This window comes from Lactobacillus sp. CBA3606 (assembly GCF_002970935.1).
Taxonomy (GTDB): Bacteria; Bacillota; Bacilli; order Lactobacillales; family Lactobacillaceae; genus Lactiplantibacillus.
In genome coordinates, this window is record NZ_CP027194.1 from 1,433,591 (window position 1) to 1,453,868 (window position 20,278).

The 20,278-nt window shown below is 44.3% G+C and carries 22 protein-coding genes; 7 read left to right on the forward strand and 15 right to left on the reverse strand.

Annotated elements, in window-relative coordinates; all coding sequences use genetic code 11:
- The first annotated feature begins 12 nt into the window (after positions 1-12).
- A complete protein-coding gene (locus C5Z26_RS07065) occupies positions 13-984 on the forward strand; it encodes a GMP reductase (RefSeq protein WP_105449269.1) in 972 nt (323 codons plus the stop codon).
- Between the two features lie 156 nt (positions 985-1,140).
- Complete coding sequence (locus C5Z26_RS07070; protein WP_105449270.1) at positions 1,141-1,932, forward strand: tyrosine-protein phosphatase; 792 nt, start codon at positions 1,141-1,143, stop codon at positions 1,930-1,932.
- Positions 1,933-2,002: 70 nt separating this feature from the next.
- On the opposite strand, the gene cls is transcribed toward C5Z26_RS07070, so the two are convergent.
- Positions 2,003-3,427, reverse strand: a complete 1,425-nt coding sequence (gene cls / locus C5Z26_RS07075) for a cardiolipin synthase (RefSeq protein ID WP_199774989.1) — start codon at positions 3,425-3,427, stop codon at positions 2,003-2,005.
- 151 nt (positions 3,428-3,578) lie between these two features.
- Here cls and C5Z26_RS12535 point away from each other — a divergent pair, with 151 nt between their 5' ends.
- Together C5Z26_RS12535 and C5Z26_RS07080 are read left to right on the forward strand one after the other, a co-directional pair.
- Positions 3,579-3,728 carry a hypothetical protein gene (locus C5Z26_RS12535; protein ID WP_199774936.1) on the forward strand — a complete coding sequence of 50 codons (150 nt, stop codon included), beginning with the start codon at positions 3,579-3,581 and terminating at the stop codon, positions 3,726-3,728.
- 281 nt (positions 3,729-4,009) lie between these two features.
- On the forward strand, positions 4,010-6,037 hold the full coding sequence (locus C5Z26_RS07080; protein WP_105449272.1) for a KUP/HAK/KT family potassium transporter: 2,028 nt from the start codon (positions 4,010-4,012) through the stop codon (positions 6,035-6,037).
- Between the two features lie 122 nt (positions 6,038-6,159).
- On the opposite strand, the gene C5Z26_RS07085 is transcribed toward C5Z26_RS07080, so the two are convergent.
- Positions 6,160-7,191 (reverse strand): AI-2E family transporter, encoded by a 1,032-nt coding sequence (locus C5Z26_RS07085; protein WP_105449273.1) that lies wholly within the window; start codon positions 7,189-7,191, stop codon positions 6,160-6,162.
- Positions 7,192-7,608: 417 nt separating this feature from the next.
- Between C5Z26_RS07085 and C5Z26_RS07090 the strand changes: the two genes are divergently transcribed.
- Positions 7,609-8,736, forward strand: coding sequence for a vitamin B12 independent methionine synthase (locus C5Z26_RS07090; protein WP_105449274.1), 1,128 nt, complete (start codon positions 7,609-7,611; stop codon positions 8,734-8,736).
- A gap of 81 nt (positions 8,737-8,817) precedes the next feature.
- Here C5Z26_RS07090 and C5Z26_RS07095 read toward each other — a convergent pair whose 3' ends face one another.
- The 4 genes from C5Z26_RS07095 to C5Z26_RS07110 all read right to left on the reverse strand — a co-directional run bounded on the left by C5Z26_RS07095 (position 8,818) and on the right by C5Z26_RS07110 (position 10,810).
- Positions 8,818-9,201, reverse strand: a complete 384-nt coding sequence (locus C5Z26_RS07095; RefSeq protein WP_105449275.1) for a DMT family transporter — start codon at positions 9,199-9,201, stop codon at positions 8,818-8,820.
- A gap of 16 nt (positions 9,202-9,217) precedes the next feature.
- On the reverse strand, positions 9,218-9,529 hold the full coding sequence (locus C5Z26_RS07100; protein ID WP_234002788.1) for a DMT family transporter: 312 nt from the start codon (positions 9,527-9,529) through the stop codon (positions 9,218-9,220).
- A gap of 205 nt (positions 9,530-9,734) precedes the next feature.
- Positions 9,735-10,373: a PAQR family membrane homeostasis protein TrhA gene (gene trhA / locus C5Z26_RS07105; protein WP_105449277.1), complete on the reverse strand. Its 639-nt coding sequence runs from the start codon at positions 10,371-10,373 to the stop codon at positions 9,735-9,737.
- 92 nt (positions 10,374-10,465) lie between these two features.
- A complete protein-coding gene (locus C5Z26_RS07110) occupies positions 10,466-10,810 on the reverse strand; it encodes an ArsR/SmtB family transcription factor (protein WP_105449278.1) in 345 nt (114 codons plus the stop codon).
- Positions 10,811-10,947: 137 nt separating this feature from the next.
- On the opposite strand from C5Z26_RS07110, the gene C5Z26_RS07115 reads away from it, so the two are divergent.
- Positions 10,948-11,835, forward strand: coding sequence for a cation diffusion facilitator family transporter (locus tag C5Z26_RS07115; RefSeq protein ID WP_105449279.1), 888 nt, complete (start codon positions 10,948-10,950; stop codon positions 11,833-11,835).
- A gap of 86 nt (positions 11,836-11,921) precedes the next feature.
- On the opposite strand, the gene C5Z26_RS07120 is transcribed toward C5Z26_RS07115, so the two are convergent.
- The 8 genes from C5Z26_RS07120 to C5Z26_RS07155 all read right to left on the reverse strand — a co-directional run bounded on the left by C5Z26_RS07120 (position 11,922) and on the right by C5Z26_RS07155 (position 17,657).
- The gene (locus C5Z26_RS07120) at positions 11,922-12,449 is read right to left on the reverse strand and encodes a DNA-3-methyladenine glycosylase I (RefSeq protein WP_105449280.1); all 528 of its coding nucleotides are present in this window, start codon (positions 12,447-12,449) and stop codon (positions 11,922-11,924) included.
- A complete protein-coding gene (gene folP, locus C5Z26_RS07125; RefSeq protein ID WP_105449281.1) occupies positions 12,446-13,594 on the reverse strand; it encodes a dihydropteroate synthase in 1,149 nt (382 codons plus the stop codon). Before folP ends, C5Z26_RS07120 begins: the two co-directional genes overlap by 4 nt.
- Positions 13,595-14,206 carry a non-canonical purine NTP pyrophosphatase gene (locus tag C5Z26_RS07130; protein WP_105449282.1) on the reverse strand — a complete coding sequence of 204 codons (612 nt, stop codon included), beginning with the start codon at positions 14,204-14,206 and terminating at the stop codon, positions 13,595-13,597.
- Positions 14,199-15,533: a bifunctional folylpolyglutamate synthase/dihydrofolate synthase gene (locus C5Z26_RS07135; RefSeq protein ID WP_105449283.1), complete on the reverse strand. Its 1,335-nt coding sequence runs from the start codon at positions 15,531-15,533 to the stop codon at positions 14,199-14,201. Before C5Z26_RS07135 ends, C5Z26_RS07130 begins: the two co-directional genes overlap by 8 nt.
- 12 nt (positions 15,534-15,545) lie before the next feature.
- Positions 15,546-16,115 (reverse strand): GTP cyclohydrolase I FolE, encoded by a 570-nt coding sequence (gene folE, locus C5Z26_RS07140; RefSeq protein ID WP_105449284.1) that lies wholly within the window; start codon positions 16,113-16,115, stop codon positions 15,546-15,548.
- Positions 16,108-16,617: a 2-amino-4-hydroxy-6-hydroxymethyldihydropteridine diphosphokinase gene (folK, locus tag C5Z26_RS07145; RefSeq protein ID WP_105449285.1), complete on the reverse strand. Its 510-nt coding sequence runs from the start codon at positions 16,615-16,617 to the stop codon at positions 16,108-16,110. Before folK ends, folE begins: the two co-directional genes overlap by 8 nt.
- Complete coding sequence (gene folB / locus C5Z26_RS07150) at positions 16,607-16,975, reverse strand: dihydroneopterin aldolase (protein ID WP_105449286.1); 369 nt, start codon at positions 16,973-16,975, stop codon at positions 16,607-16,609. Before folB ends, folK begins: the two co-directional genes overlap by 11 nt.
- A 160-nt stretch (positions 16,976-17,135) precedes the next feature.
- Complete coding sequence (locus C5Z26_RS07155) at positions 17,136-17,657, reverse strand: CvpA family protein (RefSeq protein ID WP_105449287.1); 522 nt, start codon at positions 17,655-17,657, stop codon at positions 17,136-17,138.
- 163 nt (positions 17,658-17,820) lie between these two features.
- Between C5Z26_RS07155 and C5Z26_RS07160 the strand changes: the two genes are divergently transcribed.
- The gene (locus tag C5Z26_RS07160; protein ID WP_105449288.1) at positions 17,821-18,729 is read left to right on the forward strand and encodes a metal ABC transporter solute-binding protein, Zn/Mn family; all 909 of its coding nucleotides are present in this window, start codon (positions 17,821-17,823) and stop codon (positions 18,727-18,729) included.
- 91 nt (positions 18,730-18,820) lie between these two features.
- Here the strand turns inward: C5Z26_RS07160 and C5Z26_RS07165 are convergent, their stop codons facing one another.
- Positions 18,821-20,233 carry an MFS transporter gene (locus tag C5Z26_RS07165; protein ID WP_105449289.1) on the reverse strand — a complete coding sequence of 471 codons (1,413 nt, stop codon included), beginning with the start codon at positions 20,231-20,233 and terminating at the stop codon, positions 18,821-18,823.
- Positions 20,234-20,278: the final 45 nt, after the last annotated feature.

A 20,278-nucleotide genomic window follows, 5' to 3' on the forward strand; every position in this document is an offset into this window, starting at 1 on the left:
GAGTCGGTTATGATGGAAATTTTTGATTATGAAGATATTCAACTTGTCCCCAATAAATGTGTCATTAATAGTCGATCCGAAGCTGATACGACGGTAACCCTTGGTGAACGCCGCTTTAAGCTTCCGGTAGTCCCAGCAAATATGGCAACGGTCATTAATGAAGACTTAGCCGCATGGTTCGCCACTAATGATTATTTTTATATCATGCACCGCTTTAACCCTGAAACTCGGCAGCAATTTATTGAAACAATGCATGCCAAGCAACTTTATGCTTCCATCTCAGTCGGCGTAAAAGCCACTGAACATGATTTCATTGACGCCTTAGCCGCCGCGGCCATCGTACCAGAATATATCACGATTGATATTGCGCACGGCCATGCGGACAGTGTGATTGCCATGATCAAGCATATCAAGCAAGTCCTCCCTGCTAGTTTCGTCATTGCCGGTAATGTCGCAACGCCAGCTGCCGTCCGCGACTTAGAAAATGCCGGCGCTGATGCGACCAAAGTCGGTGTGGGTCCAGGTAAGGCCTGCATCACTAAAGTCAAAACCGGTTTTGGGACCGGTGGCTGGCAATTAGCCGCCGTTCGTTGGTGTGCTAAAGCCGCCCGCAAACCGATTATCGCTGATGGCGGTGTCCGGACTAACGGCGACATTGCGAAGTCAATTCGGTTCGGTGCCACCATGGTCATGATTGGGTCAATGCTGGCCGGTCACCAAGAATCACCCGGTAATACCTTAAAAATTGACGGTAAAACTTACAAACAATATTATGGTTCTGCCAGTGAGACCCAAAAAGGCGAACATAAAAACGTTGAAGGTAAACAAATGCTGGTCCCATATCGCGGCCACTTAGCAGACACCTTGAATGAAATGCAAGAAGATTTACAATCATCCATTTCCTATGCTGGTGGTCGTGATTTAAAGGCCATCACCAAATGTGATTATGTCATCGTAAAAAATTCCATTTATAATGGTGACTAATTAAGCAAAAGCGGTTGAGATATTGGTCTCAAGCTCTTTTTTGCTGGTCATTTATGAGAAACGGTCCAGTAAGGCTGGATAAATCAGGTGTTTTCCCCTAACCACCCGCTATGAAAGCGGTTATAATTAAGGAAACGACTAATCGAGGTAATTTTAATGGAACATAATCGCGTTTTACGACTAGATCACGGTATTAATTTTCGTGAACTAGGCGGTTACCAGACCACTGGTGGCCAGACGATTAAATGGCAAAAATTATTACGTTGTGGTGGGATGTCGCTACTTAGTCCCCACGACCTCACTTATTTAGACCAATACGGATTACGTTACGATATTGACTTACGGCAAGCGAGTGAAGCCCAGTTATCACCTGACCGCTACCCACAAAGTACCCACTATCGTAATACTTCCGTCTATCCGTTCACCGATAACCGCCGTTTTGACCGGCGCCTCAAACGGTTAATCAAACGGATGATTATTGACGATAGTTTTAATGCCCAAACCTACGCTCAAATGGTCACTGACAGTCATCCGATTAAAGTTTGGCAACACCTGTTTGCAACACTTTTAGCTAACGACCAGCCGAATCAATCCCTCGTGTTTCACTGTGCCGCGGGTAAAGATCGAACTGGCGTAGCGGGTGCCTTAATCATGACCGCTTTAGACGTCCCACGTGATACCATTATGCAAGATTACTTGTTAACCAATGCCGTCTTTATGGCCGCTGATGAGCTCGACAACGATACCATCATTACTGAAGCCAACAATGGTGACTTAGCCAGCCATTTTAATACCGCCTTAGCGGTCGAAGCAGATAATTTAAAAATGGTATTTCATGTTTTCGATGATTTATACGGTGGTGGTCGTGGCTACCTCCGTGAGGCGCTCGGTTTAAGCCTGGCCGACCTTAATGAGTTAAAACAGCTTTATTTAGATGACCCTGCATAAAACGTGCACAAAAATAGTCGCTACAAGCATGTGATGACTGCTTGTAGCGACTATTTGACTTGCTTGATTTTTATAAAATTGGTGATAACAATCGTGAAAATGTTTGTTTAAACTTCAACCAAAAGGGCTGATCTTTAAAGTCTTGGACCGTCACTAAACTACTCAACGCTTGATCTTTTAAGAAGATTTCTTCAAGCTCTTGTGCCAATTCGGTATCATACAAAAAGGCATTCACTTCAAAGTTCAACTTAAAGCTCCGGAAATCAAGATTAGCTGATCCAACTGACCCAACCTGACCATCAATCACGATGGTCTTCGCATGAATAAAGCCATTATTATAATAATAAATTTTCACACCGGCTTCAGCTAATTCGCGCGCATAATATTGCGTGGCTCGATAGACAAAGGCATGATCGGGCTTATCAGGCACGATAATCCGGACATCAACCCCTGACATGGCCGCAATTCGGATGGCATCTAAAACTGAGTCATCAGGAATCAAGTATGGCGATTGAATCCATAGACGATGCTGGGCCGTCATGATCATTTTAATATAGCCCATCTTAATTTGTTCACCATCATTATCTGGACCACTCGAAACAATTTGTAACGAGGTGTTCCCTTTAACTTTGATAACTGGAAACATTTCGGCATTGGGTTCAATGCGATGTTCAGCATCCGTGGCGTTCCAGTCCCGAACAAACCGTTCTTGTAATTCAAAGACCCCGGAACCCACAATTCTCAAATGCGTATCCCGCCAATAGCCAAATTTCTTATCACGGCCAAGATACTGGTCACCAACGTTAAACCCACCGACATACCCTACTTGACCATCAACAACGACAATCTTACGATGATCCCGAAAGTTAAGGCGGAAGTCCAAGATTGCCGAATGCCCGCCTAAGAATGGCCGCGCATGCCCGCCTAATTCTTCCAAGTGTTTGAAGAAACTCTTGAACGTGCCCATTGACCCCCAAGGATCATAGACAACGCGGACATCGACGCCGGCAGCCGCTTTTCGTTCCAATAAATGTAATAATTCATTACCGATCTTATCGTTGTAAAAAGTATAGTACTCCACATGGACATGGTGCTGTGCAGCTTCAATATCTTTGAACAGCGCCTGAAACTTTTCATGCCCATCCGTAAAAATCTTGACCTGATTCTTACGACTGAGTAAAGCGCCATCGGAATTCAAGAAAAGACTAACCATCCCACGTACGGAACTGGTAACCGCATCAGCGGGCATTAATTCCGACCCCAGCTCATTGCGTTGCCGTTGAATCATCTCTTCTAATCGAATTTGGGTTTCTTTCTTCAACCGAAACATCCGATTTTTCGGTAACTTCCGCCCCAAAAAAGCGTATGCGATAAAGCCCACAACTGGAATCATGATTAAAACTAATAACCATGCCCAAGTGGCGGCAATATCGCGGCGATCTCTAAATACCGTCACAACGGCAGCAATCGCATTGATAATAACTATGACGTTCATAACTGGCAAAATGTATTGCACTTGTGGCACCCACCTATTTTAATGATAAATTCATTTTACCGCAGATAGCCATGAGATAATAACATTTTGCGACGATAATCATTGCTTTTTTCGCAGAAAACGGCAATAATTTCGTCAGGGAGGGACCTCAATGTTAGCCATGTTAGGAATTCACGGACTAGGGCCACTGCGGCTATTTCATTTAACCGAGCGCGCCGCTGGGCCCAAAGGTGCGATTGGCCTCTTATTAATTGTTGTTTTGTTAGTCGTTGCCTATCGTTATTATCGACGTCATCATTAAAATAATTACCGCCAGCTTACTAGCTGTGCGACTTGAACCAAAGCAACTAATTACTGCAAGAATTTTATGACTTCTTACAGCAATTGGTTGCTTTTTCAACCCCAGGGGCCTGCTTTTAAAAATGCCAACCGTTATCACCGGCACTGATTAAGTTATGAATCAGACCTAACCGATTGCATACTAACTTAACAATCGGTTGATTTTGATAACCAATCCTAACGCTCACGTGACCGAGCTAGTATAGTTAAAGCCATCACGATAGGGGGAGGCAACTCAGCACGATGGAAAAGCAAAAAATGCCAACGCGGTCATTGATGGGCATGTTAATTACCTTAGGAGTGGTCTATGGCGATATTGGAACATCGCCATTATATGTCATGAACGCCATTATTAATGATGCTGGGCCACTAAAAAAAGCCACGCCCACCTATGTCATCGGCTCAGTCTCCTTAATCTTTTGGACCTTAATGCTGATCACTACCATTAAATATGTCATTATCGCCTTACAAGCTGATAACCACCACGAAGGTGGCATTTTTGCGCTCTATGCCTTAGTGCGCCGCCGGTCTAAGTGGCTAATAGTCGTCGCTTTAGTGGGTGGCGCCGCCCTCTTAGCCGACGGAACTTTGACACCAGCCGTGACGGTAACTTCTGCAGTTGAAGGTCTCCGGGGACTACCTGGTACCGCTGGCTTTAGTCAGCATCCGTTGCTCGTCCCCCTAACCGTCACCATTATTTTAGTGGGCTTATTCATGATTCAAAACTTTGGCACCACTGGGATTGGTCGCGCATTTGGACCGATTATGTTAGTCTGGTTCACCTTTTTAGGCCTTGCCGGTTTAGCAAATATTGGACAGGCTCCTCAGATTTTAAAGGCACTTTCACCTTGGTATGCCGTCCAAATCTTATTCAGTCCGACTAATAAAACTGGAATTTTTATTTTAGGTAGTGTCTTTTTAGCCACGACCGGGGCCGAAGCACTCTACTCGGATATGGGCCACGTCGGTAAGGCCAATATTAAAGCAACCTGGCCGTTCATCTACCTCATGTTAACCTTAAATTATTTAGGCCAAGGCGCTTGGATTATTCAGCACGCGCAACAACCAGCCTATCGCGAGGCCTTGAATTTAAATCCTTTTTATGAAATGATTCCAGCTAATTTTAAAGTTGCTATTATTATTCTCGCTACCCTTGCCGCCATCATCGCATCTCAAGCCTTAATCACGGGCTCTTATACCTTGGTCGATGAAGCAATCGGGTTAAAATTTCTCCCCCGGATGGTCATCAAACACCCCAGTAAAGTCCGTAGTCAAATCTACATTAGCACCGTTAATTGGTTACTATGCGGCGGCACCTTAACGATTGTCTGGCTATTCCAGACATCGGCTCGCATGGAAGCGGCTTATGGTTTGGCAATTACCATCACCATGCTGATGACGACTATTTTATTGACTCAATTTGTTCAAATGAAGGGCCATTTTGGCTGGTCATTGGTTTTACTGATTGCCTTTGGGACACTGGAAACCACCTTTTTAATCGCCAGTCTGACTAAATTCATTCACGGCGGCTACCTCACCTTGGGGCTCACCCTACTAATCTTTCTTGTGATGGTCACTTGGTATTTTGGTAATCGACGCCGGTTACAATACAACCGGGATGAAGAACAGGTCAGTCTACTCGATTATCGCCATCAGCTCACCCAGTTAAGCCATGATGACCGCTATCCCTTATTCGCAACTAATCTAGTCTACTTAGCCAAAGTCGATGCTCAATATCGACTCAAACGGGCGATTTTATATTCCATCTTAGATAAACAACCCAAACGAGCGAAAGTTTACTGGTTTATTACGATTAACGAAACTAATCAACCCTATGATTGTAACTATACAGTTGATATGTTGGAGACTCGGAATATCGTCGAAGTTCAACTCAATCTTGGCTTCAAAAAGTCACAACACGTTAACATCTATTTGCGGCGCATTGTTACCCACCTGATTGCCAACCGGATTATTGACCCACAACATCCGCATTACGGGACCATCAAGCATCGCCAAGTTGGTGATTTCAAATTCGTCGTTCAAAATCAACAACTGATGGACCTAACCAGTTATCCGAAGATGCATCAGCTGGACCGCTTATTAATCGGGGGCCGGGTCTTCTTACAAAACATTACGCCGTCACCAGCCGTTTGGTATGGCTTGGAGTTTAGCGACGTTCTTGAAGAAACAATCCCACTGTTCACCACCCCAGCAACGGATGCTACCCTCACTAATCACACCATCTGCCATCAGTTAAAGCCACCAAAATAACCCGTTTTGGCCCCTTTGATGACCGACGCTAAATAGGCACCGCAAGAATTTTGTTAATTCTTGCGGTGCCTATTTTCTGTTATGCGACACTTTTGCATGGCCCACTGCTTAAGCCCCCGCCGTTATTTCTTAGTTGCCACCCGTTTTTGTTCAGAATCCTGGACGCCAATAATATCTAAGAAGAACGCTACAATCGGAATCCCGACAATCAAGCCCCAAGCGCCTAATAAGCTTTCCATAATAATCAGCGTAATAAAGGTAGCAAAAACGGGTAAATCAGTCCGATCCGCCATTAACCGTGGATGTAAGAAATAAGACTCAAAAGCATGCACGAGAATGACAAGGACGATAATTTCGGCAACATAGACGACGCCGCCCGCAGCAAACGCCAACAACGTCAATGGAATCATCGACAAGAGTACCCCCGCAACTGGGACTAGTCCTAAGATAAAGACAATAATCGACAACACTAAGATACTGGGCATCCCAATAATAAAGAAACCAATGGTCATTAAAATTGTGTTGATGGTACAAATAATCAATTGGGTCTCAATAATTTTGCCAAGAATTAAAATGAATTTATGGGCTAAATAGTAGACATTTTTAAAGAAGCGACTGAATTTTGAATTTAAAAATTGCCGGCCAAAACTCATCATCCGGCCCCGAGTTAACGTGAAAATAAAGCTTAAAAAAATCGCGAGAATCACATGGGTGAAGCCAGTCCCGACATGACTGATTTCTTTAACCCCAGTCACTAATAACGACTTACTATTTTGGATTAACTCACTACTATGAATCGCCTTATTAATCCAAGTATCAATATTTTTATTCAAAACTGGATGATGGGTGATGGCCTTCGCCAACATATCTGGAATGACTTTGAGCTGCGCAATTAAAGTCGGCGCGGCGTAAGACAAGGCGCCAATAAAAATCCCCAAGACCAAGACATAGACGACAATGGCCGCCAACCAATACGGTAGATGAGTTTTTAAATTCAACCAATGGCTCACTTTTACCCCTAAAAAGGCAAAAATCGTCGTTAATAAAATAACCGTCGCAAAGCCCCGCATTAAGTAAACGATAATCATTAAAAATAGTAATGTTAAGTAAAGCGTAATATCATCGCGTTTAAAAAAACGACTGATTCGATCCATGAACAATCCCCCAAATCTTTTGCTAGTTGTCATTATAGCATTGCCTGAAACTCAGCGGGGACCCGGTCACTTCATTGGTTGACATTTGACCTGAAAGCCAGTAAGATAAACCATAATATTAGAGAACGATTAAAAGATGAGTAAATCAGGTGACTGTCCAGCGAGTATCGGGTTGATGAAACGATATCAGGCGGCTGATTGAAGATGGTCTGGTTTAAAAGTTCGTAGCTTTGGCTACCGACATCACTGCCCGTTAACGCAGTTGCGGATTACTTGTAGTCCGATTGAGGAAGTTAGTGCAACCTAGCTTCGAACTCAGGTGGTAACCCGACCAACGTCGTCCTGATTGATTTAACGATCAATTAGGACGGTTTTTTTGTTCAAAAATAATTAATTTATAAGGAGTGTAATTCAATTATGACAACTTTAACCCAAACAATTCCCTTTCATTACGATGTGGTGGGGAGCTTATTACGCCCAGCCAGCCTCAAGCAGGCCCATGCACAACTTGCAGCTGGTGAAATAACCCCCGCAGCCGAATTAAAGTCACAACAAACGGAAATCAAACGCATTGTCGCCGAACAGGTCAAATTAGGCTTGCAGGCCGTTACTGATGGTGAATTTTCACGTAGCTGGTGGCATTTAGACTTTCTTTGGGGCCTCAATGGCGTTGATAAATATGACTATCATCAGAGTTACAAGTTCAAAGGCGACCACACGCGGACCGATAACGCTGAACTAACTGGGAAAGTTGCTTTCAACCCCAACCACCCTTTCTTTGCGGCCTTTAGCTATCTTCAATCAATCGTGCCAGCGGGAATCTTAGCAAAACAAACAATTCCGTCACCGACGATGTTATTTCGAGATAACCGTAGTGACAATTGGGCGCAATTCTATGATAGCTGGGAAGCTTACCTGACTGATTTAGCTCAAGCTTATCACGCCACGCTACAACACTTTTATGACTTGGGCTGTCGCTATATCCAACTTGATGACACCACTTGGGCTTTCTTAATTAGCAAGCTCAACGATGACACCCTGACAGCAAGCGAACAGGCGCACTTCCATCAAATGGCAACCGATGCCGTGCAAGTCATTAACGCCAGTTTGGCTGACTTACCTGCTGACTTAAAGGTCACGACCCATATCTGTCGTGGAAACTTCAAGTCGACCTACCTCTTCTCTGGAAGTTATCAAGTCGTCGCTAAATATTTAGGCCAATTACATTATGACGGGTTATTCTTGGAATACGATAATGCCCGCGCCGGTAACTTCGATGTTTTAGACCAAATCTGGAACGGTGATCCGCACAAACAACTGGTTTTAGGCTTAGTCACCTCAAAGTTTCCAGCACTCGAGCAGCCAGCCGACTTAATCGCTCGGATTAAGTCAGCAGCGACTAAAGTGCCGCTAGCTAACTTAGCGTTATCAACCCAATGCGGCTTTGCTTCCACTGAAGAAGGTAATGAGCTAACTGAAGCTGAACAATGGGCGAAGTTAGCCCTAGTCATTAAAACGGCGCAAACCGTTTGGTCAAAAGCATAACAATGTTAAAGGCATGTTGATTTTGAGTTAATTTTAACTCGCATCAACATGCCTTTTTTATTTTGCTAATCATAATTTTCCTTAATTGCGGGTCGTCCGTGAACGCCAACGTTTCCGCAGTGGATTGACTGACCGTGAATTGCTTGCTTTGACGGGGGCATTTAAGAGCACCACGCCAATAATCACTGCCATGAAACCTAACAACTTCGTGCCACTCAAGACTTCGTCAAATGCGACAATCCCAATTAACCCGGTAATAGCGGTACCTACGCCCGCCCAAATAGCGTAACCTACACTCAGTGGGAGCTGTCGCAACGCCAATGAGAAGCTAAAGACGGCCAAACCGTACAACAACATACCTGCAATACCAATCCAGGTATACTCAAACCCATTGGAAAGCTTCAATAAGCTTGTCCCTAAAATTTCAATTCCAATCGCTACTAATAACTGTAACCATGCCCGCATCTGCGTCGACCCCCTTTTAATGATTCAATAAAATTGCCCCGATAATAATCGCTACTAAGCCGCTAATTCGAGCCAAATTCAAGCGTTCCCGATACACCACCACTGCTAAGATCACAGTTGCAAATGTGCCGAAGCCAGCCCAAAGTGCATAGGTTATGCCTAATGGTAACGTCTGCATTGCTAACGTTACTAAGACTAACGAACTAAAGTACCCAATTAAAACCATCACGGTCGGTCCCAAATTTCGAAACCCGTTCGCCTTTTTCAAGAAAAAGCTCCCAACAACTTCCATCACAATCCCAATAAATAACAAACCGTATGCCATCATTAGCACCTCCAAATTTAAGCTGTCCTACCATTCTAATCGAAAATAATTCGCAAGGCAATCAAAAAGACACACCTGGATGATTACATTTTGATGACAAACTTGATATCAAAATGTAAAACTCAAGTTTGGCTTTAAAATTGGGACGACAAAAAAGCGCCAAGTCACCAAATTAGCTTGGTTAACTTGTCGCTACATTTTGAGTCGTTTAAATATAAAAATAGATTGAAAAATACATTAAGGCGGTCCCAATCATCACCGCAACATGCCAGATTACATGTAAGTATTTAATGTGAGGAATACTGTAAAGTAAGGCCCCTAGCGTGAAAGCCACGCCCCCGGCAACTAACAGCCAAAAACCCGTTAGCCCTAAATTCAACCATAACTGCCGCCCGCCGGCTAAACACATCCAGCCCATCAAAACATAAATTACCGTCTCGACCTTATGTAACCGGCCCGGCCAAACGGCATTAACTGTGATGCCGGCTAGGGCTAGTGCCCAGATGGTCAACAAAATCGTCCAGCCCAACCAGCCCTTAATTGCTAACAGACTAAACGGGGTATAGGTGCCCGCAATCAGAACATAGACACCACTGTGATCTAGAATTCGAAAGACTTCCCGCGCCCGGGTAAAATACAACCCGTGAAACAACATCGAACACGTATATAACACGACTAACGAACACCCATAAATCACAAAGGCCGTCCATTCCAATGCTTGTCCATCGTTATATGCTTTTAACATGAGAAAAACAAACCCAACGATACTTAAAATCAAGCCAATTCCGTGGGTCACTGAATTCAAAACTTCATTGGTTATTTGATAACGTCGTGATGGTTGTTGCATGCTAATCACCTCAGATTTTCATTGTTTATAGCATACCATCATATAGTGTTAATATCAACTTACCTAGTCAGTTAAACTAGATAGTGGTTAACTCACTGTTCCGCCTCTTCGGCATGGGCTGCGACCTGCTGAAAAATACTAATAATATGTTTATCGGCTAACTGATAGTGGACATTCCGACCATTGCGGGTCCCAACCACCAACTTTAATTGGCGCAAAACGGACAGTTGATGCGAAATATTGGATTGCGTTAATTGTAACCCGGTCGCTAACTCCCCCACGCTTAGACTAGACACGCCCAGCGCATACAGAATACGAGCTCGGGTTGGGTCGCCCAAAGCCTTAAAAATAGCCGTAATACGCGCGAGTTCATCGGTTTGAGGAATCAATTGATTTAATTTTGTCACCAGTACATCATGCGTTAATTCTGAATCCATAGGCACTCCCATTTTCTGATTGTTCTCGACATGTAATGGTGTTACAATACACATGAACAGTCATTCATATGTATATTCATTCATGTTTAATTATAGCAATTCAACTTTCAAATTCAACTAAGTAGGTGTTTTTTATCATGACCCATACTCATCAAGTCCAACAACAAACCAATGCCTTCAAAATTGGGATTAGCTTAAATGCCATTTTCATTGTGCTAGAAGCCAGTTATGGCTTTTCAAGTGGTTCCTTGGCTCTCGTGGCGGATGCTGGCCATAACCTAAGCGACGTTTTAGGCTTACTTATCTCTTGGTTAGCCCTCTGGCTCGGTCAAAAAAGTGCGAACGCGAAGTATACGTACGGTTACAAGAGTTCGTCAATTCTAGCCGCACTATTTAACGCCGTCTTTCTATTAGTCGCAATTGGCGGTATTTCAGTAGAAGCCATTCAGCGCCTCAGCAATCCCGGACCAGTGGCTGAATGGGATGTGATTATCGTGGCGGCGATTGGGATTGTCGTCAATGGTTTTACGGCCTTACTCTTTATGAAAGGCCAGCAGCATGACTTAAATATCAAAGGCGCCTTTTTACACATGGCAGCGGATGCCGGCGTATCACTTGGTGTGGTACTTGCTGGTTTTGTCATCTTGATGACTGGCTGGTATTGGCTCGACCCCGTAATTTCACTCTTAATCGCCCTTGTCATTTTAATCGGCACCTGGGGGTTATTGCGTGATGCCATGGCTTACTCTTTAGAAGCGGTCCCTAATAATATCGACCAAGCTGCCATTTATACGTATTTGATGGCTCAGCCAAGTGTTCGTCAAGTGCATGATCTCCACATCTGGGGCATGAGCACGACGGAAACCGCAATGACCGTCCACCTTTGCCGAGCTACCTTAGCGGACAATAATGCTTTTCTTGAACAACTGAACAAAGAACTCAGTGACCAGTTCCCGCTAACGCACATTACCATTCAAATTGAATTAGGTAAAGTCGATTATGAAACCACTGATAGTTCCATTTAGCCTCAAACACAACGAAAAAATCACTGCAAGAATTAAGTTATAAATTCTTGCAGTGATTTTTTTGTCATCATTAAGCTACACATACTTTAGTCAACTTGAATAATCCCCGCCGCCAACAGAAACATTTGTGTCACCACCGGACCGACAAAGGTAAAATCATGCCGATGCAAGTCAGCGGCAACGCGGGTCCCTAATGCCGACTGGGTTGGTAACTCATTATCCGGTGCCGGCATGTGGAACGGCGCCTGCGCCACAAAAGCCCATAGATACGCCTCAAAGCTCCCATATTGCTGTTGGATTTTGACAATAGCTTGCGCATCCTGAATAATTGCATGCAACTTACGGCCATTACGCATGACGTTAGGCGCTTGTAATAACCGCTCTAAGTCGAAGTCATCATAGCCCGCCACCACCTCGACCTGCAGACCGGCCATCTGTTGGCGTAAAACCGGTAACTGACTGGCAGCCGCTTGCCAACTCAACCCCACTTGAAGAATACCAACAATCAGTAATTCAAATAACACATGGTCGTCATGCGTTGGCGTTCCAAAATACTGGTGATAATCGTCGACACCCGTCGCTGAGAAATCATTGAAATCATCACTTGCAATCATTCATCAGCATTTAACCAGTAACCATTTTCAATTCGATCAAGTAACGTGACCATTTGTCGTGTTTCAGCCACATCGTGAACGCGTAAAATTCGCCCACCTTTTAGAGCCATCAGCGCTTCGGTCACCAAAGTCATCGGTAACCGATCTTCTTTTTTCAGACCTAATAAAGCCCCTAAATAGCCTTTTCGTGACACAGCAACCATCATCGGCCGCCGCAGGTAGTTAAATTCGTCAAGGTTCCGCATCATCACATAGTCTTGTTCACCATGTGCGACCTTAGCGTAACCAATTCCTTGATCTAAGGCAATCCGCTCTAAATCAATCCCCGCCTGCGTTAAATCAGCCAAGTTCTGTTCAAAGAATTGCCGCATTTTCCCAGTTAAATCCGTGTAAGATTGGGACCGATTACTATGCATGGTTAAAAGTCCCACCCGACTATCGGCCATCAAAGCGACTTTCCGCGGATCATCCGTGAAAGCATCAACATCATTAATAATACTAATGCCTTCAGTCAAAACAGCCTGCATGACTGGATACTTATACGTATCGATCGCTAACACGGCCGTTGGAAATTGTTGTTTAATCGCACGAATATACGGTAAGGTCCGGTCCAATTCAACTGCTGGCGTCACGGCTTTAAATCCCGGGCGCGTCGTCTGACCATTCACTTCAATCACATCGGCGCCAGCCTGGAGCATTGCTTCCACATGCTTCAATACGGCCGTCATCGTTTCATACCGGCCACCATCATAAAAAGAATCTGGTGTAATATTCATAATACCGTAAAGCATCGGCCGCTTGGTCAAATTAAAACGACGGTCACCGACTTGCCAATAAATATCATATTGTTTCATAATTTGCGTCAATTGAACTTGAACCAAAGCCTGTTGTTGGAACACTAACGGCCATTGTTGGGTAAGTTGTCGACCAGCAGCTTGACTAAGTAAGACCGTTAAGTGTTCTGGTCCGGCTTGCACCACCCCGTCTAACTGCTGACAAAGTGCCGTTAACTTGACCTGTTGTTCCCGCTCGTAGCCCCCGAATTGTAGTACGAGTTGCTGTTGACGTTGCACTTGCGCATTGAGGGCCTGGCTAGCAAAATCAGGCTTAGGCGCAAAAGAACTGGTTATATCTTGAACAAACATTTATAACACCGATCCTTTCATTTTCGATAGTTGCTGACTTAATTGTCGGGCGGCTTGACCACGATGTGTACGCGGTAATCGCCAAACAGCTGGTAATTCAGCGAGCGTCCGGCCAGTCGTTGGTAACCAAAAGATGCGGTCAAAGCCACCGGAATATTGACCAGCTGGCGTTGTTGCAATATACCCGTTAATTGTCGCTTGCACCGTTAATAAACGGCCATCCGGCCAAGCTGCTGCTAGCGTGGCTCGGAGTGTGGCTTGTCGATCAACACCCGTAACCGACTGCAAAGCCGTTAAAATGGCTTGATTACGGGCCATGCCACTCATTTCAACACCTAAATCACGAGCTGTGGTGACCCCTAAGGTTGTCGGTAATGCTGGAATTTCAATCCCGCTGTCATCCGCAATCACTGGCCGTTGTAGCTGTTGCGCGGCAAATTGCGCCTTAGTTACTGCATTCTGCACATAACTCGTAGTTGTTTCACTTGGAAAGCTTAGCTTAGCGGTTTGCGTCAAATACGATACTGCAGCAATGCCGTAATAGGCTAAACATAGTTGTAAATCATGGCTCTTAGCTCGATTATTGGACCCAATCAACCAGAGTTTAGTCATTAGCTAACCCCGGCCAACCCGCTTGTTGGAGTTCGCGCATCACATAAAACGAGCCCGCAATAATGATAGCACTATCATCAGTTCCCCGTTGCTGTGCCAGTGTTATAGCTGCTTGAATGTCAGTGGCAACTAAAACTTCGGCTTGGGGGTTAAGGGCCTTAGCCGCTTGGGCCAATTCAGTGGCTGGTAAGGCGCGCTTCGGATTAGCAGGCGTATTAGTAATCACCAACGCTGCCGCTGGTAAAACTGCTACTAACATCTCAGCATAAGCCTTGTCCCGTAAGACGCCTAGCACCCAAATTAACTGCTTAGCTGGGAGTAGCTGGCGAACGCTCCTCACCAAGGCGCGCATGCCATCAGGATTATGTGCACCATCCGCCAACATTAACGGGTCAGCTTGTAATAACGTTAAGCGCCCAGGTAACCGAACTTGCCGTAACCCTTGCCGAACAGCTGTATCACTAATCGGTACCATTTGTCGCCGTAAAACGGCGATGGCCGTTAACACGAGTCCTAGATTCTGAACCTGATAAGCGCCAATTAGCCCCAATTTTAGTTGTGACCATTGGAACAAGTCACTTGTCGCATCCACAATCGTGCCCTGAATGGTAACTCGTTGGTTCGTCATCACTAGGTGGTTAGCGGTAATTAAAGGCACTGACTGGGCCGTTGCCTGCGCTTGCAAGACCGCTTTGGCAGCTGGATTTTGATCCGCCAATGTCACCACGGTGGTCTGCGGTTTAATAATTTGAGCCTTATTTTTAGCAATCGCTGTAATTGTCGACCCTAAAATCTGCATGTGATCAAGCGCAATTTTGGTAAAAACCGTTAATTGCGGTGCCGACAACGCATTGGTGGCATCATACTGGCCGCCTAAGCCAGCTTCCACAATGGCCCATTGGACCTTTTGTTGTCGAAACCAGACCATCCCAATCAAAAAATACCATTCAAAAATTGAGATATCAGCTGGAACTAGTCCCAACTGGGTTAACGTCGGCACAATGGCTTGATAAGTCGTGACAAAGGCGGCCTGACTAATCCACTGGCCATTGAGCTGTAACTGCTCCCGCTCATCATTAATCGCTGGACTACTGAAGCGGCCCACCCGATAACCTTGTGCTTGTAAAATTTGGGCTAACATCGCCCCCGTCGACCCCTTACCATTGGTACCGGCTAAATGGATCACGTGTAACTCACGATCAGGATGTCCGAGCGCTTGCATAATCCGTCGTAGTAACGGGACCCGATCTGTTTCAGTCACTAGCATGGCTTGATTTAAATGGGCCACTAAGGTCGCATAGCGCTGTTCCATTGTCATTGCCGTCATTTTATCACCTGCTTAATTGGCAATCCGTTGTAAAAATTCATGTTTTAAATCTAAATTTTCACGAAACTGCCCACTATAGTAGCTACTTTCAGTCTGAACACCGGGTTTGCTGACGCCCCGCATTTCCATGCACATATGACGGGCCGAAATCGAAATCGCAATTCCCGCTGGCTTTAAAATACGCTGTAACTCTTTGGCAATCGTGACCGTCAATCGTTCTTGCACATTCGGCTGTTGACTACAATAATCAATCAATCGTGGAATTTTACTTAACCCAATAACTTGCTGATTTTGAGGCACATAGGCCACTTGAACCGTCCCAAAAAATGGCAATAAATGATGTTCACACATTGAATAGAATGGAATATCTTTTAAAAGGACCATTTCGGTGGGGTCCGTCACGTGAAATAACTTGTAATTATCGAATTCAGGTGCTGTTTTAGTTGCAAAGACTTCGGCGTACATCCGCGCAACTCGATCGGGGGTCTCAACTAATCCGGGCCGATCAGGATTTTCGCCGACTGCCGTTAAAATTTCACGGACCGCCTGGCGAATTTTAGCTTGCTTCGTTTCATCAATCATCTTGTTCACTCACATTTCCTACATTTTTTATCCAACTTGTATCTGTATTTGCCGCAATCAGCCGTTGTACTTGTGGGCCCACCCAAGGATCTGCCGCAGCAATCTCGGCAATTGGTAATAACACAAAATTACGTTCCGCCGCATGCGCATGCGGAATCGTCAAGGTAGCCGTTTGTAATTGCCGGGTTCCCCAAAAAATAATATCTAAATCAATTGTCCGCGGGCCCCAATGAATCAAGCGTTCACGATGCAAACTTTGTTCAATCACATGTAACTGTGCCAGTAATTGCTCGGGGGTGGCGGTCGTCGTCAAGGCAACGGCCACATTATAAAAATTCGCTTGGTCGCGGTTCCCCCACGGCTCAGTTTCGTACCAATTAGAGACTGCTCGCACGGTCACCGTTGGGAGCGCCCGTAATTGAGCAATCGCTTGCTTAATATTAGCGACCCGTGGGTGAATATTCGCCCCAACACTCAGGTACACCCGTTCTTCAGCTGGCATGTGGTGCACCTTCCACCTCAATCTCAACGTCATCAAAAATTCCAGGCATTGGAACACTGTATTTACGAATCTTTAAATTAATCAGTGTGACCGTCGGAAACTGCGTTAATAGCGTTTGTAATAACTGATTAGCAAGTGACTCAATCAATTTATAAGAATGGGTCGTCACGAACTCATCAGCGGCAGCCCGAACTTCTGCATAGTTGATGGTTTCATGCACATCATCATGTTGAACTTTCGTTTCAATTGGATACTTAATGGCAATATCTAACGCCAATTGTTGCCCATTACGACGTTCTTCTGGTAAAACCCCATTAAACGTATGGACCCGTAAATTATTAATTCGAATTATTCCCATCAAAATCCCTCTTATGCTATTTTTTAACTATAATCATAGCATGAAGCCCTCCTAAGTGATAGTAATCCGACAAATATCCCTTTGATTGGGCCCAAATGTTTGGAATTAACCTAAAAAAAAGGAGCTTCAGGTTGCCCCGAGCTCTAGTCCGTTCAATAAATTAGGAATCCGTTTCAAATTTAAAAAGTTGACTTAAATATTGACTCGTTAAACCAGGCGTTTGTTTGACAATAAACGTGGCGACTGGCGACTGTGTCATCTGCGTTTGAATAAAAGTCGTATTAAATAGGTTCGCCAAGGACAACCCGATAAAAATGACCAGATATGAAATCACAAATGCCACGACTCCACCTGCTAGGCTATTGACTTGCTTAATTACTGGTAACCACGTGATACTCCGCGAAAGCCGTGCTAACATCCGAATCACCGCCCAGCCAATAGACGTTAAGATGAAGAACGCAATCAAGTTAATGACTAAGAGACTAATGGCACTAGGATCTAATAAATGTAAGTTAGTCAGTAAGTTACTAATAACGGTGCCAAATGGTTGATAGAGCAAACGAGCAAAAATCAACACAACAATCGTGCCAACTAAGTGAAGCATTTCAATTACAAAACCGCGGTGAAAGCCACGCATAACTGCAGTTACTAACCACAATATAATAATAATCGTAAAAATCATCGAGTTTCCCCCTTTAGTGTCATATCAGTAGTTTAGCAGGTCTAGCCCTTTGATGATAGTTATCCGCAGAAAAGTTAAGCTTTCTTTAGGGACTTGACTTACGAGCAAATTTTGGTTAAAGTTAAACAGTAATAATTACTATTTAAAAGAACGGAGTAGTGGCATGCCTTTCAAAAAAATATGGGTCGGTTTAGCATTACTTATCGGATTTAGTAGTCTACTGGCCGGTTGTCAAAATAAGACCAGCTCGCAAACAACGACTAATGGCAAGATTAAAATCATTGCTAGCCTAGACTTCTATGGTCAAACTGCTAAAAAAGTTGCGGGTAAATATGGGGACGTTACAGCCGTCATTAATCGGCCCAGCGTTGACCCTCACGACTTTGAACCTACTGTCCAAACTGCTAAAGTCGCCAGTAGTGCAGAATTACTCATCTACAATGGCCTAGGTTATGATGATTGGATGACTAAGCTCATCACTAATAAAGCCGCTAACGCCAAGGTCATTCAAGTTGGGACGACCGTTGCCGGCCAAAAAAACGGCGCCAATGAACATGTTTGGTATGATCCAACGACCATGCCAAAGTTAGCTACTGAAATTGCCCAGCAATTGGGTCGATTACAGCCAGCCCATAAAACGTATTTTTTAAAGCAGGCTAAGCAATATCAGGCAAGTTTAAAACCCTTAACGGCCGCCGTTAACCAACTCAAGCAAGGTGCCAAGGGCCAAAATGTTGCTGTCAGTGAGCCCGTCTTTGATTATTCATTAAAAGCCATGGGCTACCATATCAGCAATCGTCATTTTGCATTGGCCATTGAGGAAGGTTCTGATCCGTCACCAAAAGATATTAAGCAAATGCAAACGGCGATTAAACAACACAAAATTGCGTTCTTTGTTGAAAACACGCAAACGGATAGTAATATCGTGGATAATATGGTTAAATTAGCTAAAAAATCCGGAGTGCCCGTCTTAAAAGTCACTGAAACTTTACCCGCCAATCAAACTTATCAGCAATGGATGCTATCACAATATCAACAATTAGCAAAGATTCAAGCTACCACTACTAATTAAGTACCAGGCAGCGGAACAAACTACCTTTTGATGCTAAATAGCCACTTCAAGAATTTTGTGAATTCTTGAAGTGGCTATTTTATTTTTTCGTTTATTTAGCCTGCCGTTCATCACGCAAGAGTAATGCTAAAACTAAACCGACAATTTCAATGCCAAGCATTGTTAAAAAGACCACATGGTAGCCCTGCAAATTAGCAGCCAGTGTTGGCACCCCCGCTTTGAGTTGGGCGGCCGTAACATTTGATAATAGCAAGGTCGCCACGGCTACCCCCGCCGATCCCAGAATCTGCCGGACGGTCGTAATGACCGCTGTTCCATGCGAAATCAGCTGATCTGGTAAGGAGTTAGCGCCTAAGGTAACAGCTGGCATCATCACAAAGGCGTTCCCACCTTCAATAATCGCCGCGATTAGAATCATCGTCACTAGATTGAGTTTAGTGGTAATCACTGCTAAACATAACCAGCCAACGACAATCATCGTCATTCCAATCAACATAATCCGTTTATAGCCAATTTTTTCGGCCAACTTACCGGTTAAGGGATTTAAGATGCTTAAGAATACCGCACCAGGTACTAACGAGAGGCCTGAAATAAATGGTGACACCTTCAAAATTCCTTGATAGTACAATGGAAAGATAATCGTGACCACGATTAAAGCTACATACGAAATCGCCGTTAAAAAGATTGCTAAATCATAATTAAATGTTTTAAGTACCCGTAATTCCAGAAGCGGTGTCGTTAATTGGAACTGCCGATAAGCGAAATAAATCACTGCTAAAATCGACACAATTAATAATAGCCAGCCCCAAGTCCAATTAACATTTGGCTTGCCAATTTCATTGACCACGTATAAAATACCAGCAAATCCAAGTAACATGACGATGGAAATCAAATCCAGCTTTGATGGTTTGCTGACCAATACGTCTTGAATCGTAACAAAGCTTAGTAAAATCAAGATTGTGGCAACAGTAATAAAGACCAAGAACAAGCCATGCCAATCAGTAAACTTTAAAACGACACCAGAAATGATTGGGCCCGATGCTAACGCAGAGCCCATCACCAAGCCAGCAATGCCCATAGTGGACCCCCGCTTCATTTCAGGCGTAATCGTCAGTAGGATTGATTGGTATGATGGAAATAGCACGCCAACCGCAGCCGCCTTCACTAATCGACCCACCATCATTACCGGAAAACTAGGTGCAAAGTAAATAATAATTGAACCGACGTCGAACAAGACTAAGACTGTTAAGAATAATTTCTTGAAACCGATATTGTTTAATAACCATGGACTGATTGGCATCATGACAACCATGGTCAACATAAAGCCCGTCGTGAGCCATTGAACAGTTGACGCCGAAATACCAAAGTCACGCATAAACGTTGGATAAACCGTCGATAACGATGATTGACTAATTGACATCGTCCAAGTCCCCATGAGTAACGTAAAAATGAACCAGAACCGTCGGCGCCCACTTAACTGGAGCGTCGCTTTGGTTTGTGACATTATAAATTCCCCTCTCCTACTTACTTTAGAACTGTTATCAACTAA

Bases quoted from the DNA above. Each gene is read 5' to 3' on its own strand.
- C5Z26_RS07065 (WP_105449269.1), top strand. From the start codon at position 13: ATGGAAATTTTTGATTATGAAGATATTCAACTTGTCCCCAATAAATGT.
- C5Z26_RS07070 (WP_105449270.1), top strand. From the start codon at position 1,141: ATGGAACATAATCGCGTTTTACGACTAGATCACGGTATTAATTTTCGT.
- cls (WP_199774989.1), bottom strand. From the start codon at position 3,427: ATGAACGTCATAGTTATTATCAATGCGATTGCTGCCGTTGTGACGGTA.
- C5Z26_RS12535 (WP_199774936.1), top strand. From the start codon at position 3,579: ATGTTAGCCATGTTAGGAATTCACGGACTAGGGCCACTGCGGCTATTT.
- C5Z26_RS07080 (WP_105449272.1), top strand. From the start codon at position 4,010: ATGGAAAAGCAAAAAATGCCAACGCGGTCATTGATGGGCATGTTAATT.
- C5Z26_RS07085 (WP_105449273.1), bottom strand. From the start codon at position 7,191: ATGGATCGAATCAGTCGTTTTTTTAAACGCGATGATATTACGCTTTAC.
- C5Z26_RS07090 (WP_105449274.1), top strand. From the start codon at position 7,609: ATGACAACTTTAACCCAAACAATTCCCTTTCATTACGATGTGGTGGGG.
- C5Z26_RS07095 (WP_105449275.1), bottom strand. From the start codon at position 9,201: ATGCGGGCATGGTTACAGTTATTAGTAGCGATTGGAATTGAAATTTTA.
- C5Z26_RS07100 (WP_234002788.1), bottom strand. From the start codon at position 9,529: ATGATGGCATACGGTTTGTTATTTATTGGGATTGTGATGGAAGTTGTT.
- trhA (WP_105449277.1), bottom strand. From the start codon at position 10,373: ATGCAACAACCATCACGACGTTATCAAATAACCAATGAAGTTTTGAAT.
- C5Z26_RS07110 (WP_105449278.1), bottom strand. From the start codon at position 10,810: ATGGATTCAGAATTAACGCATGATGTACTGGTGACAAAATTAAATCAA.
- C5Z26_RS07115 (WP_105449279.1), top strand. From the start codon at position 10,948: ATGACCCATACTCATCAAGTCCAACAACAAACCAATGCCTTCAAAATT.
- C5Z26_RS07120 (WP_105449280.1), bottom strand. From the start codon at position 12,449: ATGATTGCAAGTGATGATTTCAATGATTTCTCAGCGACGGGTGTCGAC.
- folP (WP_105449281.1), bottom strand. From the start codon at position 13,594: ATGTTTGTTCAAGATATAACCAGTTCTTTTGCGCCTAAGCCTGATTTT.
- C5Z26_RS07130 (WP_105449282.1), bottom strand. From the start codon at position 14,206: ATGACTAAACTCTGGTTGATTGGGTCCAATAATCGAGCTAAGAGCCAT.
- C5Z26_RS07135 (WP_105449283.1), bottom strand. From the start codon at position 15,533: ATGACGGCAATGACAATGGAACAGCGCTATGCGACCTTAGTGGCCCAT.
- folE (WP_105449284.1), bottom strand. From the start codon at position 16,115: ATGATTGATGAAACGAAGCAAGCTAAAATTCGCCAGGCGGTCCGTGAA.
- folK (WP_105449285.1), bottom strand. From the start codon at position 16,617: ATGCCAGCTGAAGAACGGGTGTACCTGAGTGTTGGGGCGAATATTCAC.
- folB (WP_105449286.1), bottom strand. From the start codon at position 16,975: ATGGGAATAATTCGAATTAATAATTTACGGGTCCATACGTTTAATGGG.
- C5Z26_RS07155 (WP_105449287.1), bottom strand. From the start codon at position 17,657: ATGATTTTTACGATTATTATTATATTGTGGTTAGTAACTGCAGTTATG.
- C5Z26_RS07160 (WP_105449288.1), top strand. From the start codon at position 17,821: ATGCCTTTCAAAAAAATATGGGTCGGTTTAGCATTACTTATCGGATTT.
- C5Z26_RS07165 (WP_105449289.1), bottom strand. From the start codon at position 20,233: ATGTCACAAACCAAAGCGACGCTCCAGTTAAGTGGGCGCCGACGGTTC.